This window comes from Achromobacter aegrifaciens, from assembly GCF_902859965.1.
Lineage (GTDB): Bacteria > Pseudomonadota > Gammaproteobacteria > Burkholderiales > Burkholderiaceae_B > Achromobacter > Achromobacter aegrifaciens.
Map to the genome: position 1 here is coordinate 1 of NZ_CADIKO010000004.1, position 22,755 is coordinate 22,755.

The 22,755-nt window shown below is 64.5% G+C and carries 8 protein-coding genes and 1 pseudogene; 1 reads left to right on the plus strand and 8 read right to left on the minus strand.

What is annotated here, in order from left to right:
• Positions 1-350: 350 nt before the first annotated feature.
• The 5 genes from HV793_RS24615 to HV793_RS24635 all read right to left on the minus strand — a co-directional run bounded on the left by HV793_RS24615 (position 351) and on the right by HV793_RS24635 (position 3,138).
• The gene (locus HV793_RS24615) at positions 351-809 is read right to left on the minus strand and encodes a hypothetical protein (RefSeq protein WP_175214076.1); all 459 of its coding nucleotides are present in this window, start codon (positions 807-809) and stop codon (positions 351-353) included.
• 8 nt (positions 810-817) lie between these two features.
• The gene (locus tag HV793_RS24620) at positions 818-1,300 is read right to left on the minus strand and encodes a hypothetical protein (protein ID WP_175214077.1); all 483 of its coding nucleotides are present in this window, start codon (positions 1,298-1,300) and stop codon (positions 818-820) included.
• Between the two features lie 501 nt (positions 1,301-1,801).
• Positions 1,802-2,074, minus strand: coding sequence for a hypothetical protein (locus HV793_RS24625; protein ID WP_125472611.1), 273 nt, complete (start codon positions 2,072-2,074; stop codon positions 1,802-1,804).
• Positions 2,075-2,479: 405 nt separating this feature from the next.
• Complete coding sequence (locus HV793_RS24630; RefSeq protein WP_175214078.1) at positions 2,480-2,878, minus strand: hypothetical protein; 399 nt, start codon at positions 2,876-2,878, stop codon at positions 2,480-2,482.
• 2 nt (positions 2,879-2,880) lie between these two features.
• Positions 2,881-3,138 (minus strand): hypothetical protein, encoded by a 258-nt coding sequence (locus HV793_RS24635; RefSeq protein ID WP_217481788.1) that lies wholly within the window; start codon positions 3,136-3,138, stop codon positions 2,881-2,883.
• A 109-nt stretch (positions 3,139-3,247) separates the two neighbouring features.
• Between HV793_RS24635 and HV793_RS31270 the strand changes: the two are divergent.
• Positions 3,248-3,606, plus strand: a pseudogene (locus HV793_RS31270) (transposase); the annotation flags it as partial.
• Positions 3,607-3,772: 166 nt separating this feature from the next.
• On the opposite strand, the gene HV793_RS24645 reads toward HV793_RS31270, so the two are convergent.
• From HV793_RS24645 to HV793_RS24655, 3 genes are read right to left on the minus strand one after another with little or no spacing between them, the layout of a single operon-like run.
• The gene (locus HV793_RS24645; RefSeq protein WP_166738406.1) at positions 3,773-4,252 is read right to left on the minus strand and encodes a pentapeptide repeat-containing protein; all 480 of its coding nucleotides are present in this window, start codon (positions 4,250-4,252) and stop codon (positions 3,773-3,775) included.
• On the minus strand, positions 4,249-20,811 hold the full coding sequence (locus HV793_RS24650) for a hemagglutinin repeat-containing protein (protein ID WP_175214079.1): 16,563 nt from the start codon (positions 20,809-20,811) through the stop codon (positions 4,249-4,251). The genes HV793_RS24645 and HV793_RS24650 overlap by 4 nt, the downstream gene beginning before the upstream one ends.
• A gap of 58 nt (positions 20,812-20,869) precedes the next feature.
• Positions 20,870-22,576, minus strand: coding sequence for a ShlB/FhaC/HecB family hemolysin secretion/activation protein (locus HV793_RS24655; RefSeq protein ID WP_175214080.1), 1,707 nt, complete (start codon positions 22,574-22,576; stop codon positions 20,870-20,872).
• Positions 22,577-22,755 lie beyond the last annotated feature (179 nt).

Sequence of the window (22,755 nt, forward strand, 5' to 3'; positions counted from 1 at the left end):
CGGTAAATAATCGACCGCTTCAGGCCCAGCATCAGCGATAGTTGCGTGCCGCTGACCTTGCCTTCCTCCAGTTGTCTGACCGCCTCGATCTTGAACTCTCGACTGTGATACGGGCGTTTGGCTTCAAGCGGCTTGCCTTCGGGTTTGGATTTATCCATGGGACACCTCCTTCAAGTATTGTCTACTTCTTCGGGTGTCCGGAAAACCCGGGTTAGCTCAGACTACATTTTCAGATTTGGAAAATGTAGTCTGACACCTTTTCTCACGCCTAATATCTCGACGGACAAGACGGCATATTTTTCCCATCCTGACACCATACTCCCTGGCAATTCCAGCCTGACGCCTTAATCTCATATCTTATATTTTTTCTCAAGCTCTTTGCGAACATGTTCGGCCAATCCCAACATATCTTTATACGCTTTCAACGCAAAGTCAGGATAATGCTCCGACATAAAATCTTGTGAATTCCCTACATCCTCTCCCGCCATTGCAACCGCTTCGTCAACAAAAGCAGGACGAATCACCCAATTGACATCCGGAAACATCAATCTTTGGTGCGGAAACATCTTCCAAACCATATCTCCCTCGTAGCCTTCTACTGCCTTTCGCAGTTCTTCGACAAATTCTCGATTTTCACTCCTAAATCTAATTGTTGTAAACGGAGGGGCTTTGGAATTATCTCTCTGATAGACCCCTCCCCCTTTCAATCTAACCATTACCATTCTCGTCTGGAACTTTCTCCATTCCAAATCGGAAAACTCTTCTATTACTTTATATAGTTCATCACCATCAGCCAGACTCTTATTCATGCCGCCCCCTACTTAATCTTTGAAATTGAAATTCCGTCAGGATTGGTCCCTTTCATCAATTGAAGCCAATCACCTTGCGGCACCGGTCGTGACGACACTCGTGGATCGTATACGTACTGCCCATCGGAGTAAACTTGATGGTAAGTTTGCCTTTTTTCTAATACTCCATTTTCCAGAACGTTCAGGTTATTTCGCAGAGCGGGTTTAACATTCAATATTGCCCCCTTTTGTCCCGCCTCCTTATACAAGTAGGCCGCAATGTCCGAGCAATCTGCGCACGTAACATCCTTCACCATCTTCTGCACCTGCGGATCACTCATCGCTTCCACAACATTATGGTTAGGTGGAAAATCAGGATTTGGCTCACGAAACGGTCGACCAATCCCCGGTAGCGCTCGTTCTTCATACTCTGAGCCACCAAGATCGCCTTTATCAAATATTAACCATGGCCCGGGCTCATCCGGCAACGACGTAGTGGTCGTGACCCCCACCCACGGCCCCTTATTCTCCTTTCCCGGCACCCCACCACTCTCAGGCACATCCCCGACTTACCAGGCAACTGCGTATCCGGCACCGTTCCCACACCACCACCCGGCGGCACGCCCACCCGGTGGCACCGGGTCTCCGGGTTTCCCTGGAATGTTCTGTGGCTCGCCACCGGTGGCGATGTACTGAACAACCGCCAACAACAGCGCTTGGTCCTCCGATAAGCCAGGCGTCTTGCCCATCAAGTCTGCGGTCATCGCTGTGATCACTGCGAATGCAATTGGCCCGATCACCTTCTCTTCGCATGCCGGCGAATGGAAGCAAGCCCCTAGCGCCGCCATCCCACCGCGCTTGAGCAGGGTTGCTACCCCGTTGTTCTCCGTTTCCAGTCTGCCGCTGTTAACCACCGCACTCGGAAAAAAAGGTGTCAAACTACATTTTCAGGTGTGAAAAATGTAGTCTGACACCTTTTTTTTCCTGTCCCAGCCCCTTTTGCAGCTTAGGAACTAAAGTCTCAACTGCATCCTTACTTTCAGAGCAATATCTTTCACAATCTCACTCGGCCCACTGACGGTTAGACCGACAAAAGTCTCTGCCTCTACCGTTATCAAATCACTACCAAGCCTAACCACCAAAGCTTCAATCTCTTGAGATCCGCCAACACCCCAAGTTTTATCAACACCGACCGCTCCACTCTTTACAAGAACAATACGAAGAGCATCTCTGAGCGCATCATCATACTCATCACCGAGAATTATTTTTTCTATGTTCATACTCATTATTACAACCCTAAATCCTTACCCCCAGGTCGACTTGAGGATTCAATAATTTGCTCCCAACTCTTACCTTTAGCCCTAAGCCAATCAATTGTTGGCCCCAGCTTATCGCCATAGGTCTTGAGATTTCTAGCGTATATCACCTCAAGCTCTGGCGCAGGTGTCAGATCCTTGTACTGAACGCCCAAGTCTCGACGCATTTGATGGAGTTGACGAGCAACCTGCTCGGATGATGCCCCCGCAAAAAATGGTGTCAGACTACATTTTCGGCTATGGAAAATGTAGTCTGACACCATATTTTTTGGACATAGATCATCCCCAATCGGTTCAGATGCTACTCCTGCCCACTGAACCCTGGTAACTCCAGTCTGACACCTTTTTTCTATATAAAAATAGAAAAAAATTTCCTCAAGATGCCACGAGCCGCCCATCCTCCTCGACCCATATCAATCCCGGCAATTCATAGAAATAATATTTTAAATTTTCGTCATTTTCATCATTAACCGAATCTGGCAACCGACTCCGCAAGAAACTTATTATTTCCGATACAGGCGCGCGCCATTGAGCTCCCACATTTTCGACTGTCAGCTTGGGATTTGGATTGGTCGGTGAAACATAGCAATCAGCCCCCGGCAAAATAAAAATCACTTTTCTCTCTATAAGCAACCTTTCCAGAATTAAAAAGAAAAACTCTTTTTTTTCGATAAAAGATGCATTTTTGTTCCACCCACACACAGCACTAAACAATCCAGATATCCACAAACCTAATGAATCCCTGACAATTTCTTTCTCATTTCTTACAAGCATGATCATCTCAAGAATTTTATTTCAGGATTGAAATTCTTACCCACAGAAGCACCCGGCAAATCAATCGTCCATGCTGCCCCGGTTTGGCTCGACGAGCTGGAAAAGTCTCGCAAAGTAAAATTCCCTTGTGGTGTATTGATCACATAAATATTTCCTCGCCCAGGAATATTCGTAGCAGCAGGCATGTCAGTGGCACCAGACAACTCCATAAAATATTGCCGAACTTGGTCATCCGTTGCCCCCCTGGAAAATGGCAGCATTTCCCGAATTAGGTACTTCTGTAAAAACCGTCGATCCAATTCGCGGAAAAAAAGGTGTCAGACTACATTTTCATATTTGGAAAATGTAGTCTGACACCTTATTTTAGGCCCTGCCATCGGACCGCAAGCAGCGAACGCGATCCTATCGATCATGCACAACAGGCGAATCAACTCAGCGGAGGGCCTGGCGGCATATCTGGGGCTGATTCCCGTACAGCGGCAATCCGGAACCAGCCTCAATGGCCGACCTTGTCTATCCAAGGCCGGCCGCCAAGAGTGAGAGCAACGCTGTACATGGCCGCGATTGTGGCCACGCGCTATAACCCGCATATTCAAGCCCTCTACGCCCGACTGCTAGACGCCGGTAAAAGCAAGATGTCCGCGCTCGGCGCTGCAATGAGAAAGCTTGCTCATCTCTGCTTCGGTGTGCTCAAAACGCGTTCATCCTATCGCCCCGATTACGCCTAATCTCTTGACGGGCAAGACGGTATCTTTTTTGACAATGCACGCCCTGTTCACATACGAGCGAGTCTTCAGACTTCGCCTCGCACCTCAAGCCTCTGAATTAAAATGGATTTCCTTGGAAGTTCCTGGGAAAACCTCAGAGTCTGATAACTTATTTTTGACACGTTTTCTATATCTGTATGGCACCATATTTTTCGGGATCAAACCCCATTGGCCACAGTGTCTTTGCATCATAAGTTGCGTCTACCCACTGAGCCTGCTCAGCATTCTCAACCCTCATATCAGCACCAACTATTTTCGCCCTATGAAAACACGAGAATCGTGCGTTGGCGTTAAAGCATGTCGCCCCCGTCAAATCGGCTCCCGTGAAGTCAGCTCCAACCAAAATTGCGTTATTCAGTTTCGCACCAAGCATTTTCGCCCCCATGAAGTATGCATTCATAAGCGAAGCGTCTTGCATTTTTGCACCAGAAATTTCAGCCCCAACAAATCCGGCGTTTCTCAATATCGCACCCGAAAAATCAGCATCTCGCAAGTTCATTTCATCGAAAATTATCCGATGAAAGTTTGCATTACGAAAATTCGCCCCAATCAAACTATTCAGATTAACCGTAAACAATTCGCCTGTTTGATATCTAAGAGTAATCAATGATTCCCCCAATCCGTCAGATCGATTGATATATTAGAGATAGAACTTCGCTTACTCTGCAACGATCCCGGCGACGCCCACTGAATCACTTCAACGTTGCGCCCTAATATTCGTGCTGCAATGTACCGATGATTTCCGTCGACGATCAAATCCCCATCCATCCTGATCGGCGGCGGCATCTCCCCTGCTAGCAGACGATCTACATAGCGCTGGATGGCGGGCAGGGAAACGGCTCCCTGCACTCCAAAGGCCGGGTCACCTCGTAAAGCCACCTCGACAATCTCCGGAGTTACTTCTGCGCCTGAGGAAACATATGGCCGCCCAGTTCGCTGCCCGTCTCCATGTTGGAATATTACTGTTGCCTCAGCAGTGCTGGGAATGGGAGTAATAGTAGTTGTCCCCCCCGCCGGCCCCTTGTTCTCCTGTCCCGGCACCCCTCCAATCTCAGGCACATCCCCCGACTTACCAGGCAACTGCGTGTCCGGCACCGTTCCACCACCACCCGGCGGCACACCTACCGGCGGCACCGGGTCTCCGGGTTTCCCTGGAATACTCTGGGGTTCGCCGCCTGTTGCAATGTACTGAACAACCGCCAGCAACAGCGCTTGGTCCTCCGACAAGCCAGGCGTCTTGCCCATCAAGTCTGCGGTCATCGCTGTGATCGCTGCGAATGCGATTGGCCCGATCACCTTCTCTTCGCATGCCGGTGACCGGAAGCAAGCCCCTAGCGCCGCCATACCACCGCGCTTCAGCAGGGTCGCTACCGCGTTGTTCTCCGTTTCCAGTCTGCCGCTGTTAACCACCGCACTCGCATCCGCTCCTAGCCCGACAGCGACGCCTGCCAACAGCGAGGACACCAGATTGCTACGAGCCTCCTTGTCTTCCGGTGACAAGGCCGAACCAGACTTGCCGCTGGCGGCATCCAACAAGGCGTTCACCACGGAGGCAGCTCCCGCGCCTAGCGCGGAAGCCCCGCAACCCTCACCGCGCGCCGAGCCTCCAGCACATCCCACCAACGTGTGCAGCGCGGCGCGTGCAGCTTGTGCTTCCGCACCGTCGCCCAACGCATCCGAGTAAAGCTTGACCTGTTGCGCGGTCAACCCCTGGAGGTAGTTGACTGCGCTGGCTTTCGCCACTTCAGAAACACCACCGGTAACATTGCCTGTCACACCGCCCAGAATCGCGGTGGCGATCAGACGGTATTGGCCGCCGGGCTCCCACTTTGCCGCATCGCCCAGATCATCAGTTAGCTGCGCAATACGTGCGGAGTCCCCTCCACCGGGCTTCTTCAGTTCAGCGGTCAACTCGTCAGAGAGCGCCTTGGCTTCCGCCGCCCGATTCGCCAAAAACTGCCCCATCTGGCGTCCAGTCTCTCCAACGATCTCGAAGCCGGCCCGCACTTCCTTCTCGTCAAAGATCGGGTCCAGGCTGTTCAGCGTGTCCTTGGTGTCGCGATTCAGGCTAGCGATTGCCTCTGCTGCCGTCTGGCCCGTCTGCGCCTTCTGGCCCGTCTCGTCGCGGATGACAATCTTGCCGCCGCTGATGCCGCTGAGCGTCGTGGAGCTGGATTCGCCCTTGGCGCCCATCGGCACAGGCGGGACCGCGCTGACGCCGTTGATGGCAGGCAGGTTCGAATTCGGCGTCGCCTTGGAGCCGCCCGCGGCTTCGCCCTTGCCATCCGTGCCGACGTTGTTCTTGTCCTTGCCGTCCTCCTTGCCGCCGCCAAAGCTCACGCCCCCGCCCAATTGCAGGGACTGGCCTTCATAGCGGGCGCGGTTCTCGATGTCGCGGCTGGTCAGCGTGCCGGTGATCAAGACGTTCCTGGCGTCGGCTACAGCCTTGTCGCTGCTGGCGATCACTGCGCCGATCAGGCCGGTGTTCTTGGCAACGTCCAGCTGGAAGCCGCCATCGCCCGCCCATAGCCCGGTCTGTTCGGTGACGCTGGCGTACTTGCTGTCGATGTTGGTCTTGCCATAGTTGCCGCTTACCGAGCTGGCGCCATAGCAGATGGGCGGAATGCACAGGCTGACCTGCACGCCCACGCTGCGGTCACGAGCAGTAAAGCTATTGATGTCCTGCAGGCTCTCGACGAGCAGATTGCCGCCCACGGTTGCCAGGATGCGATCGCCGCTTGCCTGCGCGCCGCGCAGCACGGTGTCGCCGCCGGAGTTCATGGTCAGCGTGTTTCCAGCCTGGACATGGGTGTTGTTCCAGGTCGAGGCTTGTCCATCCGACTTGCTCTTGCTGCCGCCCGCGCCGAGGTTGATGCTGAAGCCTTGCTGGCTTCCGCCCAGGGAGAAGCCCACGCCTATGCTGGCGTTGCTGCTCTTGCCGTCGGTTTTCTGGCTGGATGTGTTCCGCTGCGCGATAAGCAGCAGATCGCCTTGCGCGTCCAGCAGCACGTTGCGGCCTGCCGCGAGGTCGGAGCCGGCCACGATGATGTCGGACTGTTCGCCTTTGCCTGCCGCAATGATCGTCAGGTCACGGCCGGCTGCAATGGCTGCGCCGCTGGCGGTGCTGCTTTGTCCGGTGCTGGTCTGACTGGCGCTGCTGGCGCCCAGGTCCACGTTGATGCTGATGCCGCCTGCCCTGGCGGGATCCTTGGCCACGGCGTCATACGCATTCTTCGCCGCGAGGCCCGCCGCGACGGCGGCGATGGCCTGCAAGCGCCCATTATTGCTTTCCTGGGCAGCCTCGCGCATGCGGTTGGTGCTCTGCACCGCGCTGACAACCGGGTTGCTGGCGCTGACAGTCACGCCGATCTGACTGGTCTCCTGGAACCGGCGATAGACGCTGGTGTCGTAGCTGCCGTCAATCGTGACAGTCTGCCCGCCCAACAACATGTCGCGGCCCGCGCGAATGTCGCTACCACGTATCAACAAGTCATCTTGGGCGATGATGGAGACGTCGCCCTGCCGACTGGTAATCGTGCTGCCCGCGGCGCTGGGCGTGCTGCTGCGTTCGTCCAGGCTGCCGCTACTGCTGCGCACGCCCACCGTGAAGCCGCTGCCTTCGCGGCCCAGGTCGCCCACTGATTTGCTGCTGTAGCTGCTGCTGTGTTCGCGCGTGGCGCTCCCGGTATCGACGACGACCGATCCCTGCCGCGCAGTGAGGCCAACGTTGTTGACCGCGTCGATGGCGGAGCCGGCAATGCGGATATCGCCATCACGGCTATTCAAGCTTACAGTGTTGCCGGTGATGAGCGAGGACGTCTGCCATGTGCCCGACGTCAATTCCTTGGAACGGGCAGATTCACTTCCGTAGGGGAACATCTTGACCCCGCCGGAGTTCGGTCCTCCATCGACGGCACGCCCGATATCACCCAGGCTCATGCTTCCGAACGAGAAGCTGGTGCTCTTGCTGGATTCCTTGTTGTTTTGCGTCTGGCGGTTGTCCGAACCGACGACCGCAATGTTGCGCTGGGCGTCCAGCACCACGCCCTCCTGGGCGCGCAATGTGGAGCCGGAAATGACGACATCGCCATCCAGCGCGCGTCCGGAGCCATCCCGCTCGCCGCTTCCCGTGGCGCGAATGCGGATGTCGCCTGCCGCGCTGAGCGAGGAACCGCTACTGACTTGGCTATATGAGTCGAACGAACCGCTGCTCTTGCTGCTGTTGAACGAGAATGTCACGCCCGGATTGGTGGCGCCGCTGTGCGCGAGTTCCTGGACCTTGCCTTTGGTGGAACCCGCTGCAGCCAGGTTCTTGAAGGTGTCGATCACCGTCCCGACCACCGCCACGCCAAAGCTGCTTTGCTTGAGCGAATACTCGCTGTGCGTGTTTTCAACGTCGCGGCCCGCGATGATCGCGACGTTCTCTCCCTGGATGTCGATGTTTCCAGTCTCGCCGGCCAGGTCTTTTTCCGCCTTGCCCGCAACTAGGTCGCTGCCGGCAACTAATACATCCCGTCCAGCGGTCAGGATGACGTTGCCGCCCGTGGTTCCCAACAGGCTTCTCGCGTCGCTCTGTGTAGCGCCATCGACCGTCTGTTTGGATTGCGCGTCGCTGGTCTTGTAGGAAATTCCCAAGCCGCCTACAGAGAAGCCACTTTTCTTGATCCGTTCGTAGTGGCTTTCCGCGTAGGTATTGGTTCCAGCGGCGACCACGATGTCGCGGCCTGCATCGATCGTCAGATCCTTGTTGGCAAGAACCTGCGAGGCCGAGAGAGAGAAATCCCTCCCGGCCTGGAAAATGGCCTCATCACCGCTGAACGTCGATGCCTGCGCTTGCGTGGACGACTGCGAGTCGATCCTGTGCGTACTCTTGCTGGAGAGGAAACTGCGCGTCTTGAATGAGACTTCGTCGCGCGCGTAGGTCGATGCCTCTCCTGCACTGATGTTGATATCGCGGCCCGCCACGACGGCCAAGGTCTGTTCCGAGTTGACTTCGGCCGCACGCGCATTGACGTCCTGCCCCGCGACCAGCGCGAGATTTCCGCCCGCGGCGATGCTCGAGCCGACTTCCGAACTTGTGCTCAGATCGTGGCGATTTTTCTTGTTCAGAACCAGCGTTTCGCCATGGCTCTCCGTAAGCGTTTCCAGCGCGATATCGCGCCCGGCCTGCAGGCGTGCATCGTCCTTGACCGAGACTTGCGCCGCAGTCAGGGTGATATCGCGTCCGGCCTGCATGTTGAGGTTGTCGGCATCGACGCGGGCCACGCCGCTGACGTGCGTGCCCCAGGTGCTGCCGAAATTCTCGGAGGCCGCGGTCGATGTCAGGGCGATATCTCGTCCTGCCTTCAGGGCGACGTTGTCGCCCTTGATCAGCGACACCAGGTTGGTCAGGTCCTCGCGCGCGGCGAGGTCGACGGTGGCGCCCTGGATCAGGCCGCCGCCCTGGTTGACGATGTTGCCGGCGGTCATGACGGTGGCTTCGCGCGCGCCGATGGTGCCGCTGTTGACGATGTCGCCTTCGGCTTCCAGCTTGACGTTGCGGCCGGCCATGAGAGTGCCGTCGCCCTTCAGGTCGCCTGCGCGCACCAGCAGGTAGACCTGCGGGACCAGCACGGTCTCGGTGGTGCCGTCGGGCAGCGTGACGGTCTGCTCGACCAACCAGACCAGGTCGGTGGTCAGCTGGCGCTGCTGCGCCTCGGTCAGCGCGACGCCGAGCTGGACGCCGTTGTCGCGGGCGAATTGCGCGCCGGCGGCAAGCAGGGCCTTGTACTGGCTGTCGTTGTCGCTGTACTTGTCGAGGAAGCGTTGGCCGGTGGTGGCCAGGATCTGATCGGACACGAGCTTCTGTTCATAGAAGCCGTCGCCCAGGCGCTTGGGCTGGCCCGAGGGCGTCAGGAACTTGGCGCCCGCGGGCGCCAGGGAATCCCAGCTGCCCAGGCGCGCGCCGGACAGGTTCTGGCCGTCGGCCGCGGCGGTGGCGCCGCTGGCGGACAGAGAGCCGCCCGTGCCGAGCGTGGCGCCGGCGGGTCCGGATGCGCCCTGCGCGTCCAGGCGCTGGCCGTCCAGGCCGCCGCTGGCGCCGACCGTGGCGCCGGCCTGGACGGCATTCGAGACCGAACCCGAACCGACGCCGGCATTGACGGGGCCGGAGCCGCCTTGGCCGTCCATACGCTGGCCTTCAAGGCCGCTGCTGGCACCAACGGACGCGCCGCCTTGGCCCGGGGTCGAGACCGAACCTGCGCCGACGCCGGCATTGACCGTGCCGGCCGTGCCGGGCTGGTCGTTGCGTTGGCCCGCCAGGCCGCCGCCCGAGCCGGCGCCGTTGCCGATGGTGGTGCCGGGCAGCGCGCCCGGCTGGCTCAGCAGGTCCAACAGGTAGTCGCTGGAGACGGTCGGACGCTGGCCGACGAAGCGCGGATCGGTGGCGACGACGTAGGGCGCATCCGGCCTGCCGTTGACTGTGTAGAGCTGGCTGTCCGGAATGCCGGCAGGATTGGAGACGGTGCGCACCACCGTGCCGCCGGGCAGGCCGACGCTGGCGACAAGCACCGGCCCGGGCGCGGCGCCGCCATTGCTGGCGCCGGGCTTGGAGCCGTTGAGCTGGACAGCGACGTTGCCGCCGGACGTGCCGACTGGCAGTTCGATGGGCTGGCCGGCCAGGGTGGCGTTGTAAGCGCTGGAATACTCCTTGCGGTCGCGCGAACGCGCCTGGGTTTCCGTCATGGTCCCGGTCCGCGTGATGGTGCGCACGCCGCCCGCGCCGATGTTGTTGATGGCAGGGCCCGCCACTGTGAGCGCGCCGCCCGCGGCGATCTGGCTCTTATCGTTGGTGACGTCGCCGGTGAGCGTCATGGACCCGCCCGACAGGATTTTGCCGGGATCGGAGGACAGGGTGCGGGTCTCGGTGACGGTCTCCTGCACCCGGTAGTACACGAACGTGCCGACCAGGCGACTATTGAAGTCGGCGTTGAATTCCCGGATGCGCGCATCCAGCACCATGTGCGGCGCCTTGTACGCAGCATAGGCTTCTTCGTAGGCCTGGCGACGCGCTTTCTCGGCGTCGCAGGTGGCGCGGTTGTAGCAGGCCCGCTCAGGCTCCGTCCAGACCGGCATGGGGCCGGACGGCGGCGTCACGCCGAAGACGGACCAGATGCGCTCCTGGGCGCCGTACCGGAATTTTTCCGGAACGTCCGAGCAGGTCGCACCCGCATCGCCGCCGGGACCGTCACACACCATGGTGACCGGCGTGTAGGTAGGAGTGATGGGCGAAGTCGTGCCGCCCTTGCCTTTCAGACTAGGCGCGTAATCAAACGGCGGCCCATAACGCGACGCCGGATACTTGGTGGACGGCAACAGGAACATGCGTTCCGGATCGTCGTTCAGCCAGGCCGGATCCTTGCTGCACATCGGCGTCACTTCGTCGCACAGCCAATTGGTCTCGGCGTCGTACATGTCGGTGGTGCCGGCCGGGGTGAAGTACACCTTGGACGTGCTGGACACCTGCACCGTTTCGCTGGTGTAGCGGTCGTTCTGGTTGCGGATGGACGCGGCCGAGATGTCGGCATTGCCTGCAGCCTCAATGGTCGCAGAGGCGTTCAGGAGCGAGCCGGCCTGGCCGATGGCACGGCCGGCGGCATCCAGCGCGCCGCCGATGCGCAGGTCGGCGCCTGCGTAGATCAGCGCGTGGTCGCGGTTGATGAGCGATCCCACGCCCAGGTCCATGTTCCCGCGCGACGCGATGACGGCGCCGCCGCCCGCGCCCGCGCCGTTGACCAGAGCGCCTGCCTGGATCGACACGGCATCGCCGTAGATGCGGCCGGTGTTGTCGACGCGGCCTGCGGTGATGCGGGTGGAACCGCCGTCGATGAGGCCGGCATTGGTCAGGCCCTGCGTCACCGTGATGCGGTTCTGGCCTCCGGCCAGCAATTGGCCGGAGGCCTGGTTATTCAGCGAGTCCGCCGAGATGCTCAGGTCGCGGCCGGCGCTGATCTTGGCGCGGTTGTCCATCGCGCCGCCGACCGACAGGTTGAGGTCGCGGCCGCTGGAGATGTCGCCCTGCTGGTTCAGCGGACCGGCATAGGCGAACGACAGGTCGCCCGCGGATTGCAGCACGCCCAGCCCTTGCAGCGCCTGCGCGATGACGGTCAGGCTCTTGCCCGCCTGCAGCGTGCCTTGGGTGTTCTTGAGCGTGTCCGCGACGATGCGCGCGTTGCCTTGGGAAGCGACGGCGCCGCCCGTGTTGTCCAGTTCCTTGGTGGTAAGGGTCAGGTCCTCGATCGCTTCGATGGAGCCGCCCTGGTTGTTGACGCGGTCCGCCATGATGGAGACGACCTTGCCCAGCACGCCCTTGGGCGGCGTGCCGGCCGCGGTCAGCGTGCCGCTGTTGTCCAGGCTGGCGGCGTTCAGCGTCAGCACGTTGTCGGCCTGGATCAGGCCGCCGCGGTTGTCCACCGCGCCCGTGGCGGTGATGGTCAGGTCGCGCGCGGCCAGCGTGCCGTCGCGGTTGACGATGCTTGCGGCTTCGATGCTCGCATTGCCTGCGGCTGCGATCACCCCGCCGGTGTTGTTCAGGCCGCCGCCCAGCTTGATCGCGGCATCGCCCGTCGACGTCAGTTTGCCGCCCTGGTTGTAGAGATTGGCGGCGCTGATGTCCAGGGTGCCGCCCTGCACGACCGCGTTGCGGCTGTCGACGTCGCCCGCCGTGGCCAGCGTGACCTTGCCGATGGCAGACAGTTTGCCGCCCGCCAGGTTCAGGCTGCCTGCCGACAGGCTCAGATCGCGGCCGGCGAGACTGGTGCCGCCATGAACGATGGAACCCCCGGTCAATCTGATGCTGCCCGGCTGGCTGAGCGAGCCGTCGGCGCCCACGCCCGCCACGAAGCGGCCGGCATTGGAAAGCTGGCCCAAGGCGGTGGCGATGAGATCGCCGCCAGCCAGCACTGAGCCGGTGTTGTCCAGCGTGGATCCCGCCCACAGCTTGGCGTTCGTACCCGCGGACGCGATGCCCGCGTTGAGCAGCGCGCCGCCCGCGCTCAGGTCCAGCGCCGCGCCGGACTGCAAGCGGCCGTCCGCCGTGATGGTGAGTTTGCCGCCGGCGCTGGCGACCAGGTTGCCAGTCTGCGTGGCGGCGATGCCGCCCAGCGTCGCGTCCGTGCCGGCCCGCAAGGTCATGCCTTGTTCCGCCGCAGCCGAGCCGAGCGCGGTCAACGCGCCGTTTGCCTGCGCGGTCAGCGCGCCCCCTGCCTGCAAGCGCGACGCCGCGCCTAATGCGATATCGCCGCGCTGCGCGGTGAGCGACAGGTCGCCTTGCAAGGCGGCGACCGTGCCGTCGACCGTGATCTTGTCGCCCGCGGTCAAGGCCTGCGAGCCACCGGCCAGCATGCGCCCGGCCGCCTGCAACGCGCCTTGCGCGGTGGCGGTCAACGTACGGCCGGCCTGCGCCAACCCGGCCGTGCCGACGGTCACGTCGCGGCCCGTCAGCGTCAGATTGGCATCGGTGGCGGCAGTGCCGTCCACTCGCGCGTCGCGCGCGGCGGCCAGCAGCATGTCGCCCACCGAACTCAGGGCGCCCGTTGCGTACAGGTCGCGATCCGCGCGGGCAGTCAGCGTGCCTGCGGCTTGCAGTTGGCCGTTCTGTTTGACGACGAGATCGCGTCCCGCGGTGATCGAGGCATTGCCCGCCGCGCGTTCGCCCAGGGCGGCAGCAAGGCCGCCCAAAAGGACGTCTCCAGTTGCGGCGAGCGTCAGGCCGCCGCCCGCGGCAATGACCCCGTCTGATCCCAGGTTGCCGCCCGCGCGCGCGCTCAGGCCGTCGAAGGCCTGTATCCTGCCGCCCGCGCCGACGAGCAGGTTCGCGCCTGCGTCAGCGGTCAGGCCGCCTTCCAGCGCAGTGGCGATGCCGTCGATGCGGATGTCGCGCTGCGCGCCCAGGACGATGGGGGAACCGGCGGTCGCCGTGCCCGTGATGAAGAGGTCGCGGCCCGCCTGCGCCTGCAAGACGCCGCCCGCGGCGCCCGCGCCCGTGGCGGTGCCCGCCGTGCCTGCGATGCGCAGGTCCTGGCCCGCGCCCAGCAGCAGCTTGCTGCTGCCCTGGGCCAGGCCGGCCTGGCCGATGCTCAGGTTCCCGGCCGCGTCCGCGCGCAGCGTGCCGTTGGCGACGGTCTTGCCGTTCAGTTCGGCGTCCGTGCCGGCCTTCAGCGTGATGTCCTGCTCGCCCGAAATCGTGCCGTTTGCCAGCAGCTTGCCGCCGGCCTGTGCTTGCAGCAGTCCGCCTGCTTGCAGCGCGCTTGAGGCGCCCAGCGTCATGGCGCCGCCGCTGTCCACCTTGAGCGCGCCCGCATCGGCCAGGACCGTGCCGTCCACCGCCAGATCCTTGTCGATCCGCAGCGTCGCCGCTTGCCCGGCCACCAGCGTGCCCGCCAAGGCGGCGCTGTCGGCCTGCACATCGACCGAGCCATCGGCCTGCAGGCGCGCGTTCGCGCCAGTGGCCAGCGCGCCGCCGGCCTGTAGCGCCAGATTGCCGGCCGCCAGGTTCTGGCCGTCGAGGCTGATGTTGCCAACCGACTCCAGGATCAGATCGGCCAGCGAGGAAATCGTACCTGCCGCCGTCAGCGAACCGCCCGCCCGCGCTTGCAGCGCGCCGCCGGACAGCGCCCGGCTGCCGGCCGTCAAGACCAGGTCTTCACCCGCTTTCAGATTCAGGGCGCCGTTGGCGGATGCCGCCGTGCCGGACATATCCAGTCGCCCCCCGGCGTCCAGGCTTGCCCCCTTGTCGCCACGCACGACGCCGGCCATCTCCAGATTGCCCGCAGCCGCGATCCGCGCCTGGTCCGCGGCGTCCAGTTGCGCCGCCGCGCCGATGCGCAGATTGCCCCCTGCGCCGAGATCCAGCGCGCCGTCGGCGCCCAGCTTGCCGTCCACGCGCGCATCGCGCACCGCCTGGAGTTCCGCGTCCGCGGTGGACACCAGAACGCCGCCCAGCGCCAGGTCGCGCCCGGCGTCAGCCTGCACGCCCTTGCCTTGCAGCTGGCTGCCCGCGCCCAGCAGCAGGTCATTGCCGCTCTTGAGCTGCAGCGCCCCGCCATAGGCGAGCGCATTGCCGTCCACGCGCAGGTCGCGCGACGCGTCCAGCGACATGCGGCCTTCGGCGAGCGCCGTGCCTGCGAGCGTCAGATCCTGCCCGGCCGCAAGCGTCATCGATGCGTCGGACTGCAGGTGCGAGCCGCCTGCCGCCGTCAACGCCTGACCTGCCTTCAGGTCCAGGCCGCGTGCCGCGTAGACTTGTCCCGCCACTGCCGCGTTGCGCGCGGCCTGTAGCGTCAGGGCGTCCAGCGAACTGAGCGCCCCCGCCACGCGGAGATCGCCCAGCGTGGTGACGTTGACCGCGCCCTTGGCCGCGACCCGCGCCATGTCGCCCATCGACAGGTCGCCGCCGGCGTTCAAGCTCAGGCCGCCGGCGCTGGCGGCAAGCGTGCCGTCCACGGACAGCTTGCCCGCGGCATCGACGTTCATGTCGCCGTTGCCGCGCCAGACGCCGGCCAGCGTCATGTCCTGGCCGGCCTGGGCGCGCGACGCGCCTTCGGCGTCCCATTGCGCCGTCTTGCCCATGGCAAGGTCACGCACTGCAATCAGCGACGTGTTGCCGGTGGCTGCAGCCTTGCTATCGATGCGCGCATCGCGTCCCGCGTTCAAGAGGATGTCGCCACGCGCGGCCATCACGCCGCCCGCCAGCAGATCGCCCATGGCGCGCGCCTCCACGCCCACGCCCTGCGTGCGGCTGGCGTCGCCCAAGCGGAGGTCCTTGCCCGCGTTCATGGCCAGTTGGCCGCCGTAGGCCAGCGCCGCGCCGTCCACCTTTACGTCGCGCCCGGCATCCAGCGTCAGGCCCTTGTTGGTCTCCGCCTCTCCGGCCAGCACCAGATCCTGGCCGGCGCGCAAGGCCATGGCGCCTTCCGATTGCAGGCGCGCATCCGCGCCGGCCTGCAACTGACCTATCGCCTCCAGCAGCAGCGGGCCGCCAGCCAGCAGCTTGCCCGTCACCGACGCATCGGTTCCCGCTTGCGCCGTCAAGCCGGCCAGCGAAGACACCGTGCCCGCCACGTTCAGCGCGCCCTTCGCGACCATGGACAAGGGACCGCCGGATTGGGCGCTGCCGCCCACCGTCATGTCGCCGTCCGAGGCCAGGGTCAATGCGCCCGAGGCTGCGCCGGCCGTGCCGCTGACGTCCAGCGCGCCTCCCGCGCGCAACTCCGTGCCCTGGTTGCTGAGCAGGCTGCCCGACAGCGCCACGTCTCCGCCAGCTTGCAGGCTGGCCGCGCCCGTGGTTTGCAGGTCGCCCGTGACCCTCGCCGTGTCCTGTGCGCGCAGCGTCAGGTCGCCGTCGGCGCCGAGCTTGGCGCCGAACACCGCATCGCGGCCCGCCGTCAGGGCGGCCGATCCGGCGGCCACCATTTCGCCGGCCGTGACAAGGTCGCGCGCCGCCTGGACCGTGACGCCCTTGCCCTGCGTCTTGCTGGCTGCGCCCAGCAGCAGGTCGCTGCCGGCAGTCATGGACAATTCGCCGCCGTAGGCCAGCGCGCCGCCGTCCACGCGCAGCTCGCGCGCCGCGTCGATCGCGATACCGCCATCACTCAGGGCAGCGCCCGCGAGGCTGGCGTCCTGGCCCGCGCTCAGCGTCATGTTCTTGGACGATTGCAGTTGCGCGGCCTGTCCCGTGCGCAGGTCCTTGCCTGCCCGCAGCGACAAGGCGTCGCCGGACAGCAGCTTGCCGTCCACCGTAGCGCCGTCCACCGATACGAAAGTCAACGCGCCCTGGCCGGCCAGTTCGCCCGCGACCGACAACGCGCCGCCGCTCTCGCCGCGCAGCGCGCCGCCCGCCAGCGCCTTGCCGGCGCTGCCCACCGTCAGGTCGCCGCCGGCGAGCAGCTCGATTGCGCCCGATACCGCGGAAGTCGTACCGTCCAAGCGCAGCGCACCGGCTGCCTCGATGCGGTTGCCCAAGTTGCTGCGCACAGCACCCGCCAGCATCGCATCCTGCCCCGCCTTGAGTTGCGCCTTGCCTTCCGCGTCCAGTTGCGCGGCTTGGGCGATGGCCAGATTGCGCCCGCCATCCAGCTTCAGGTCGCCTGCGGACACGGTCTTGCCGCCGAGGCTGGCATCGCGGCCCGCGACCAGTGCGATATCGCCGCGCGAAGCCATGGTTCCCTCTGCCAGCAGATCGCCGCCGGCGCGCGCGGCTACGCCCTCGCCCTGCGTGCGGCTGGCGTCGCCCAAGCGCAGATCATTGCCAGCGTCCATCGACAGTTGGCCGCCGTAGGCCAATGCCGCACCATCCACGCGCATCTCGCGCGCGGCGTCCAACGTCAGACTCTTGTTGGCTTCCGCCTCGCCTGCCAGGACCAGATCCTGGCCCGCGCGCAACTGCATGGCGTCTTCCGATTGCAAGCGCGCATCCGCGCCTGCCACCAACCGGCCCAGCGTTTCCAGCAGCAGCGGACCGCCGGCCAGCAGCTTGCCATTGACCGTCGCGTCGCCGGCGGCCTGAGCCGTCAAACCGGACAGCGAGGACACCGTGCCCGCCACGTTCAGCGCGCCCTTCGCGACCATGGACAAGGGACCGCCGGATTGGGCGCTGCCGCCCACCGTCATGTCGCCGTCCGAGGCCAGGGTCAATGCGCCCTGCGCTGCACCCGCCGTGCCGCTGACGCCCAGCGCGCCCCCAGCACGCAGTTCCGTGCCCTGGTTGCTGAGCACGCCGCCCGACAACGTCATGTCGCCGCCGGCTTGCAGGCTGGCCACGCCGGTCGCTTCCAGCTGGCCCGTGACTTGCGCCGTGTCTTGCGCACGCAGTGTTATGCCGCCGTCGGCGCTGAGCCTGGAACCGATGACCGCGTCCCGGCCCGCGGTGAGCGTCACGGAGCCCGGCGCCACCATCTCGCCGCCAGCGCCCAAGTCGCGCCCAGCCAGAACGCTGATGCCTTTGCCCTGGGTCTTGCTGATATCGCCCAGCCACAGATCGCGACCGGCACTCATCGACAGGCCGCCGCCGTAGGCCAGCGCGCTGCCGTCCACGCGCAGCTCCCGTGTTGCGTTGATCGCGATGCCGCCATCGCTCAAGGCAGCGCCCGCAAGGCTGGCGTCCTGGCCCGCGCTCAGCGTCATGTTCTTGGACGATTGCAGTTGCGCCGCCTGGCTCGTGCGCAGGTCCGTGCCCGCGCGCAGCGACAGGGCGTCGCCGGACAGCAGCTTGCCGTTCACCGTAGCGCCGCCCACCGATACGAAAGTCAACGCGCCCTGGCCGGCCAGTTCGCCGTCCACGCGCAACGCGCCGCCGCTTGCGCCGCTGAGCGCGCCGCCCGCGTATGCCTTGCCCTGCGCGCCCACGGACAGATCGCCGCCCGCGAGCAAATCGATGGCGCCCGCGACCGAGGAGGTTTCTCCGTCCAGCCGCAGCTTGCCAGCGGCGTCGATGCGTATGCCCTGATTGGTGCGCACAGCGCCAGCCAGCGTGGCGTCCTGCCCAGCCTGGATTTGCGCCGAGCGTTCCGCTTCCAGCTGCGCGCCCTGCGCAATGGCCAGGTTACGTCCTCCCGCCAGCGTCACATCGTTGGTGGCGACCGTCTTGCCGCCGAGCTGCGCATCGCGCCCCGCGGTCAACGCGATATCGCCGCGCGCGGCCATCGCGCCGTCCGACTGCAGGTCACCGCCCGCGCGCGCCGACACGCCCTCGCCCTGCGTGCGGCTGGCATTGGTCAAACGCAGATCCTGGCCCGCATCCATCGACAGGACGCCGCCATAAGCCAGCGCCGCGCCGTCCACGCGCAGGTCGCGGCCCGCGCCCAGTGTCAGGCCGGCATTGGTTTCCGCCACGCCGGCCAGAAGCATGCTCTGGCCAGCGCGCAGCTGCATGGCGCCGTCCGATTGCAGACGCGAGTCCGCGCCCGCCGCCATCTGGCCTATCGCTTCCAGCAGCAGCGGACCGCCAGCCAGCAGCTTGCCGTCGACCGCGGCATCGCGCGCGGCCTGGGCCGTCAATCCGGCCAGCGAGGAGACCGTACCCGCCACGTTCAGCGCGCCCTGCGTGCTCAACCTGACCGGGCCGCCTGCCTGCGCGCTGCCGCTGACCGACAGGTCGCCGCCGGAAGCCAGCGTCAGTTCACCCGCTGCCGCGCCCACCGCGCCGCTGATGGCGAGCGGGCCCGCCGCGCGCATGTCCACGCCCTGATTGCCGCTCAGGCTACCCGCAAGCGAAATGCCTGCTCCGGACTGCAGCCGCGCGCGGCCCAGCGCTTCCACCTGTCCGGTGACGGCCGTGGCGCCTTGCGCGTTCAGGTCCAGATCGCCGCGCGCCAACACCCGGGCGTCCACCGCGGCTTCGCGTCCGGCCTTCAGTTCAGCTGCCGTCTCCGACACCAGTTCGCCATCTGCTCGCAGATCGCGCGCCGCATCGATTCCCACACGCTTGCCCTGCGCCTTGCTGGCCGCGCCCATGCGCAGATCGCCGCCACTCTTCAGGTCCAGCGCACCTCCATAAGCCAAGGCGCTACCGTCCAGGCGCAGGTCGCGCGTGGATTCGACCAGCATCGCGCCATCGGTCAGGGCCGCGCCGGCCAGCGTGACGCCTGAACCCGCGCGTATGGTCATGCCTCCTGCCGACTGCAGCTGCGCGCCGGCCTCCGACACCGCGTCCGCGCCCGCCTGCGCCTGCAACACGCCGGACGCATAAACCTGGCGCGACAACAGCATGTCGCGTCCCGCCTGCAGCGTGGCGCCTTCCTTCGCGGAAACCACGCCACCCGCCGTGGAAACGCCGCCGCTCGGCTCGCCCGGCGCGGACGGGTCGGGAGTCTTGCCGGGCTCGCCGCCGGTGGCCGATCCAGATCCAGTTCCCGATCCGGCGCCGGAGCCCGAACCATTGTCGGTTCCTGCCCCCCCGCCGGTCCCGCCACCCGTGTTCCCGCCTTGCCCCGGCTGCGGCGCGACCGCCTGGCCCGCCACCTTCAGATTGCGTCCGGCTTGCGCACGCAAGTCCTGATCCGAAGTCAGCAAGCCTCCCGACAAGGAGAGATCCTTGCCCGCCGCCATGCGCAAGGCGCCTTGCGTGCGCAGGCTGCCCTGCGCGCCGACAGCCACATCGCCACCGGCATCGAGCGTCAAGGCGCCGCCCGCGCCGACCGCGCCCTGCACGGAAACGTCGCGCGTAGCCGCAAGCGCGGCAGTCCCGCCGGCCTGTGCCGCGCCTTGGACAGACAGATCGCCGCCGCTGTCCACGCGCAGATTGCCGGCCGCCTGCGCGGTGCCGCGCGGCGCAATCCGGACGTCGCCCGCCGCCGTGACCTGCAGGTCGCCGGTCAGCGCCACCAGGTTGCCGCCGATGTTCACGCCCACGCCGGCCTCGGTGCCGATCAGGCGCACGCTATTGGCATACATGCCGCCCAGCGCCGCGGTATCCAGCGCCACCTCCGGCGCCGCGCCTTCGCCCGCCTGGGCGGACACGGCACCCGTGGCGTAGTCGACGCGCGCCGCGCCTGCGGTCACGTTGAGCTTGTCGGCCCACACGTCCGCGTTGATCTCCAGCGTGCGCGCCAGCAGGTCCACCTGGCTGAGGTTGGAGCCGTTCAGGCCGGCGCCTTCGACGCGGATCTTGCCCGAAGCGATATCGAAGCCTATGCTGCCGTCCGGTCCGACCTGGGGCTTGCCCGTGGTCAAGGTGGCGCGGTCCGCATTCAGAAAGCCGCAGCCGTTGCAGGTAATGCCCGCCGGGTTGGCGACGATCACATTGGCGCGGTTGCCGGCCACTTCCAAGGTGCCCAGCAGTTGCGACGGGTTGGGCGCGGTGACCTGGTTGAGAATGGTGCTGGCGCGCTGATTGCCCAGCATGGGGTTGCCGCCGACCTGCCCCGCCAGTTGGGTCTGGCTGGCGCCGCCGCTGTTGTTGAGCACCGCGCCGGACGGGCCGACGTTGAACTGCGTGTAGCGGTTGTTGGACACGCCGCCCGCCGACGGCGGCGCGATGTTGATGACCGGCACGCCGTTGCTGACGCCGACGGAGGGCTTCGCTCCCGCCACGCTCTTGTCCACCGAAATCGGCAAGGTCTGCGCCAATACTGGCGACCAGACCTGGGTGAAGACGACGGACCAGACTATCAGGGAGCGAAGCTTGGACATCATGCGTATCCGGTTGGACTAAGGATGGACTGCGGTTTCGCGGCGCAAGGCCGCCGGATCAGAACTCGAACATCAGCACCGCCGCGAACATGGTCGAGGCGGTTTTCAGGGACTCGGGTTTTTTCAGCGGCCAGCCGGCAGACAGGTCATAGCTGGCGTTGACATAGGGCATGGCGAGCCGTCCGCGCAGCCCAGCCACGGCGCCGACCAGCGTGCGGCCGGATAGCGACGCCGCCGACGGACCACCCACCCGGCCCACGTCCAGGCCCGTGTACAACTGGTGGCCAGGCACGCGCAGCAGCTTGTCCAGGCCCAGCGACAAGTCGTTGCGCAAGGTCCAGCCGTCCTCGGCGGCCAGCGTCATCTGCCCGTCGAAACCCCGCACCGCATAGCGGTTGCCGATGGTGAAGTAGTCGGACGGCACGATGGGCGTCTTGGCGTGCTGGATCTGCCAATTCAGCTGGTAGGCCAAGGGCTGCTCCGCCAGTTCGAACGGCAGATACAGGCCCGCATTGGCCGAAAGTATGGTGCTGCGGCCGTTCCAATCCGGATCGCCATAGACGTAGCCCGGCTGGTCGGACAGCCCGGTCAGCGTGCCGCGCACGCCCCCGCCGACGTCCAGCGCGGCGCGGCCCAGATAGTGGCGATGCCCCAGGTTGAACTCGTAGCCGGTGACGTCGCGCCGCTGCACCTCGATGTCCACGTCGTTGAGCGTGCTGGTGGTGCGCTTGCGCAGCAGCGTCAGCGATGCCGTGCCCTTGTAGGTGGCGCTGCGATACGGCACCACCGAGACGCCTGCCTGCACCTGCTTGGTCGTGCCGCCGTAGATGATGGGTTCATCGAAGCCGGCCACGGTCTGGCGGTAGGTGGATTTGCTGGCGCCGGCAAAGAAAGTCCAGTAGCCGAAGGGAATGCTGTAGTTCAGCGAGGCGGCGCGCGTGTTCGACTCGGCGTCACGCCAGCGCGCATTGCTGTTCCACGACACCGACAGCTGGTCGTACAGGAACAGGGGCGAGTCCAGGGTCAGGCCGGCGTTGACCTGGTACTTGCCGATGGCGTCCATGCCGGCGTTGTCGCCGCCAATGTACCCATGCCAGCGCTTGCCGGTGCCGGGACGGATGAGGATGTCGGAATCGCCCAGCTCCGGCCCGGGCGCGACGTCGATGGACGCATCGGCCTGGCTGCCCAGCCTGCGAATGTTTTCCAGCGCCTGGTCCAGGTCGCGCTGGTTCACTTCGCCGCCCGGCCCCGTGGGCAAGGCCGTGCGCCACCAGCCGATGGCGCCCTCGCCCTTGACGGCGGATATGCGGCCCGGCAGGTAGCGCAGCGTCAGCGTGCCCGCGGCCAGGGATTGTTCCGGCACGACCACCCGCGCCGTGACGAGTCCGCGATCGATCAGCAGGCCGATCAGATGTTCCTGCAAGGCCCGCAACCCCAGGCCGCCCACGCAATGGCCAACGACGGCATCGGCTGCGCGCGCCAGCGATTCAGCCGGCTGCGCTCCGTCCCAGACGACTTCCTTCAGGGCAAAGCAAGGCGTTTCGACCGGCAGGACCAGGCCGCCGGCGGCGGGCGCGGCGGGCGACAGCACGTCCGGCCGTTCGGCCGCTCGGGCGCGCTGCGCTCCAAGTTCCTGTTCTTGGCGACGTTCGATTTCGGTGGCGCGCACCGCTGCTTCGGGCAGCGGCTGCGCACCGGACCCAGCCGGGAAAAAGCCAGCCGCCAACATGCCCGCGGCCATGCGCAGGCGCCAATAGTGATTCATGCCGGTATGGCGCCTGCGGACGTGCGCGGCGCTCCTTGTTATCGCTGTATGAAACTAAATGTTTTTCGAGTTTGCCTTAAAACACAATTAATAACAATAGATATCTGAATGTATAAATTCAAAAATTAGCGTACTTAGTTGAATTTAGCGGATAAAGAATAGGAAATTGGTGAACAAAG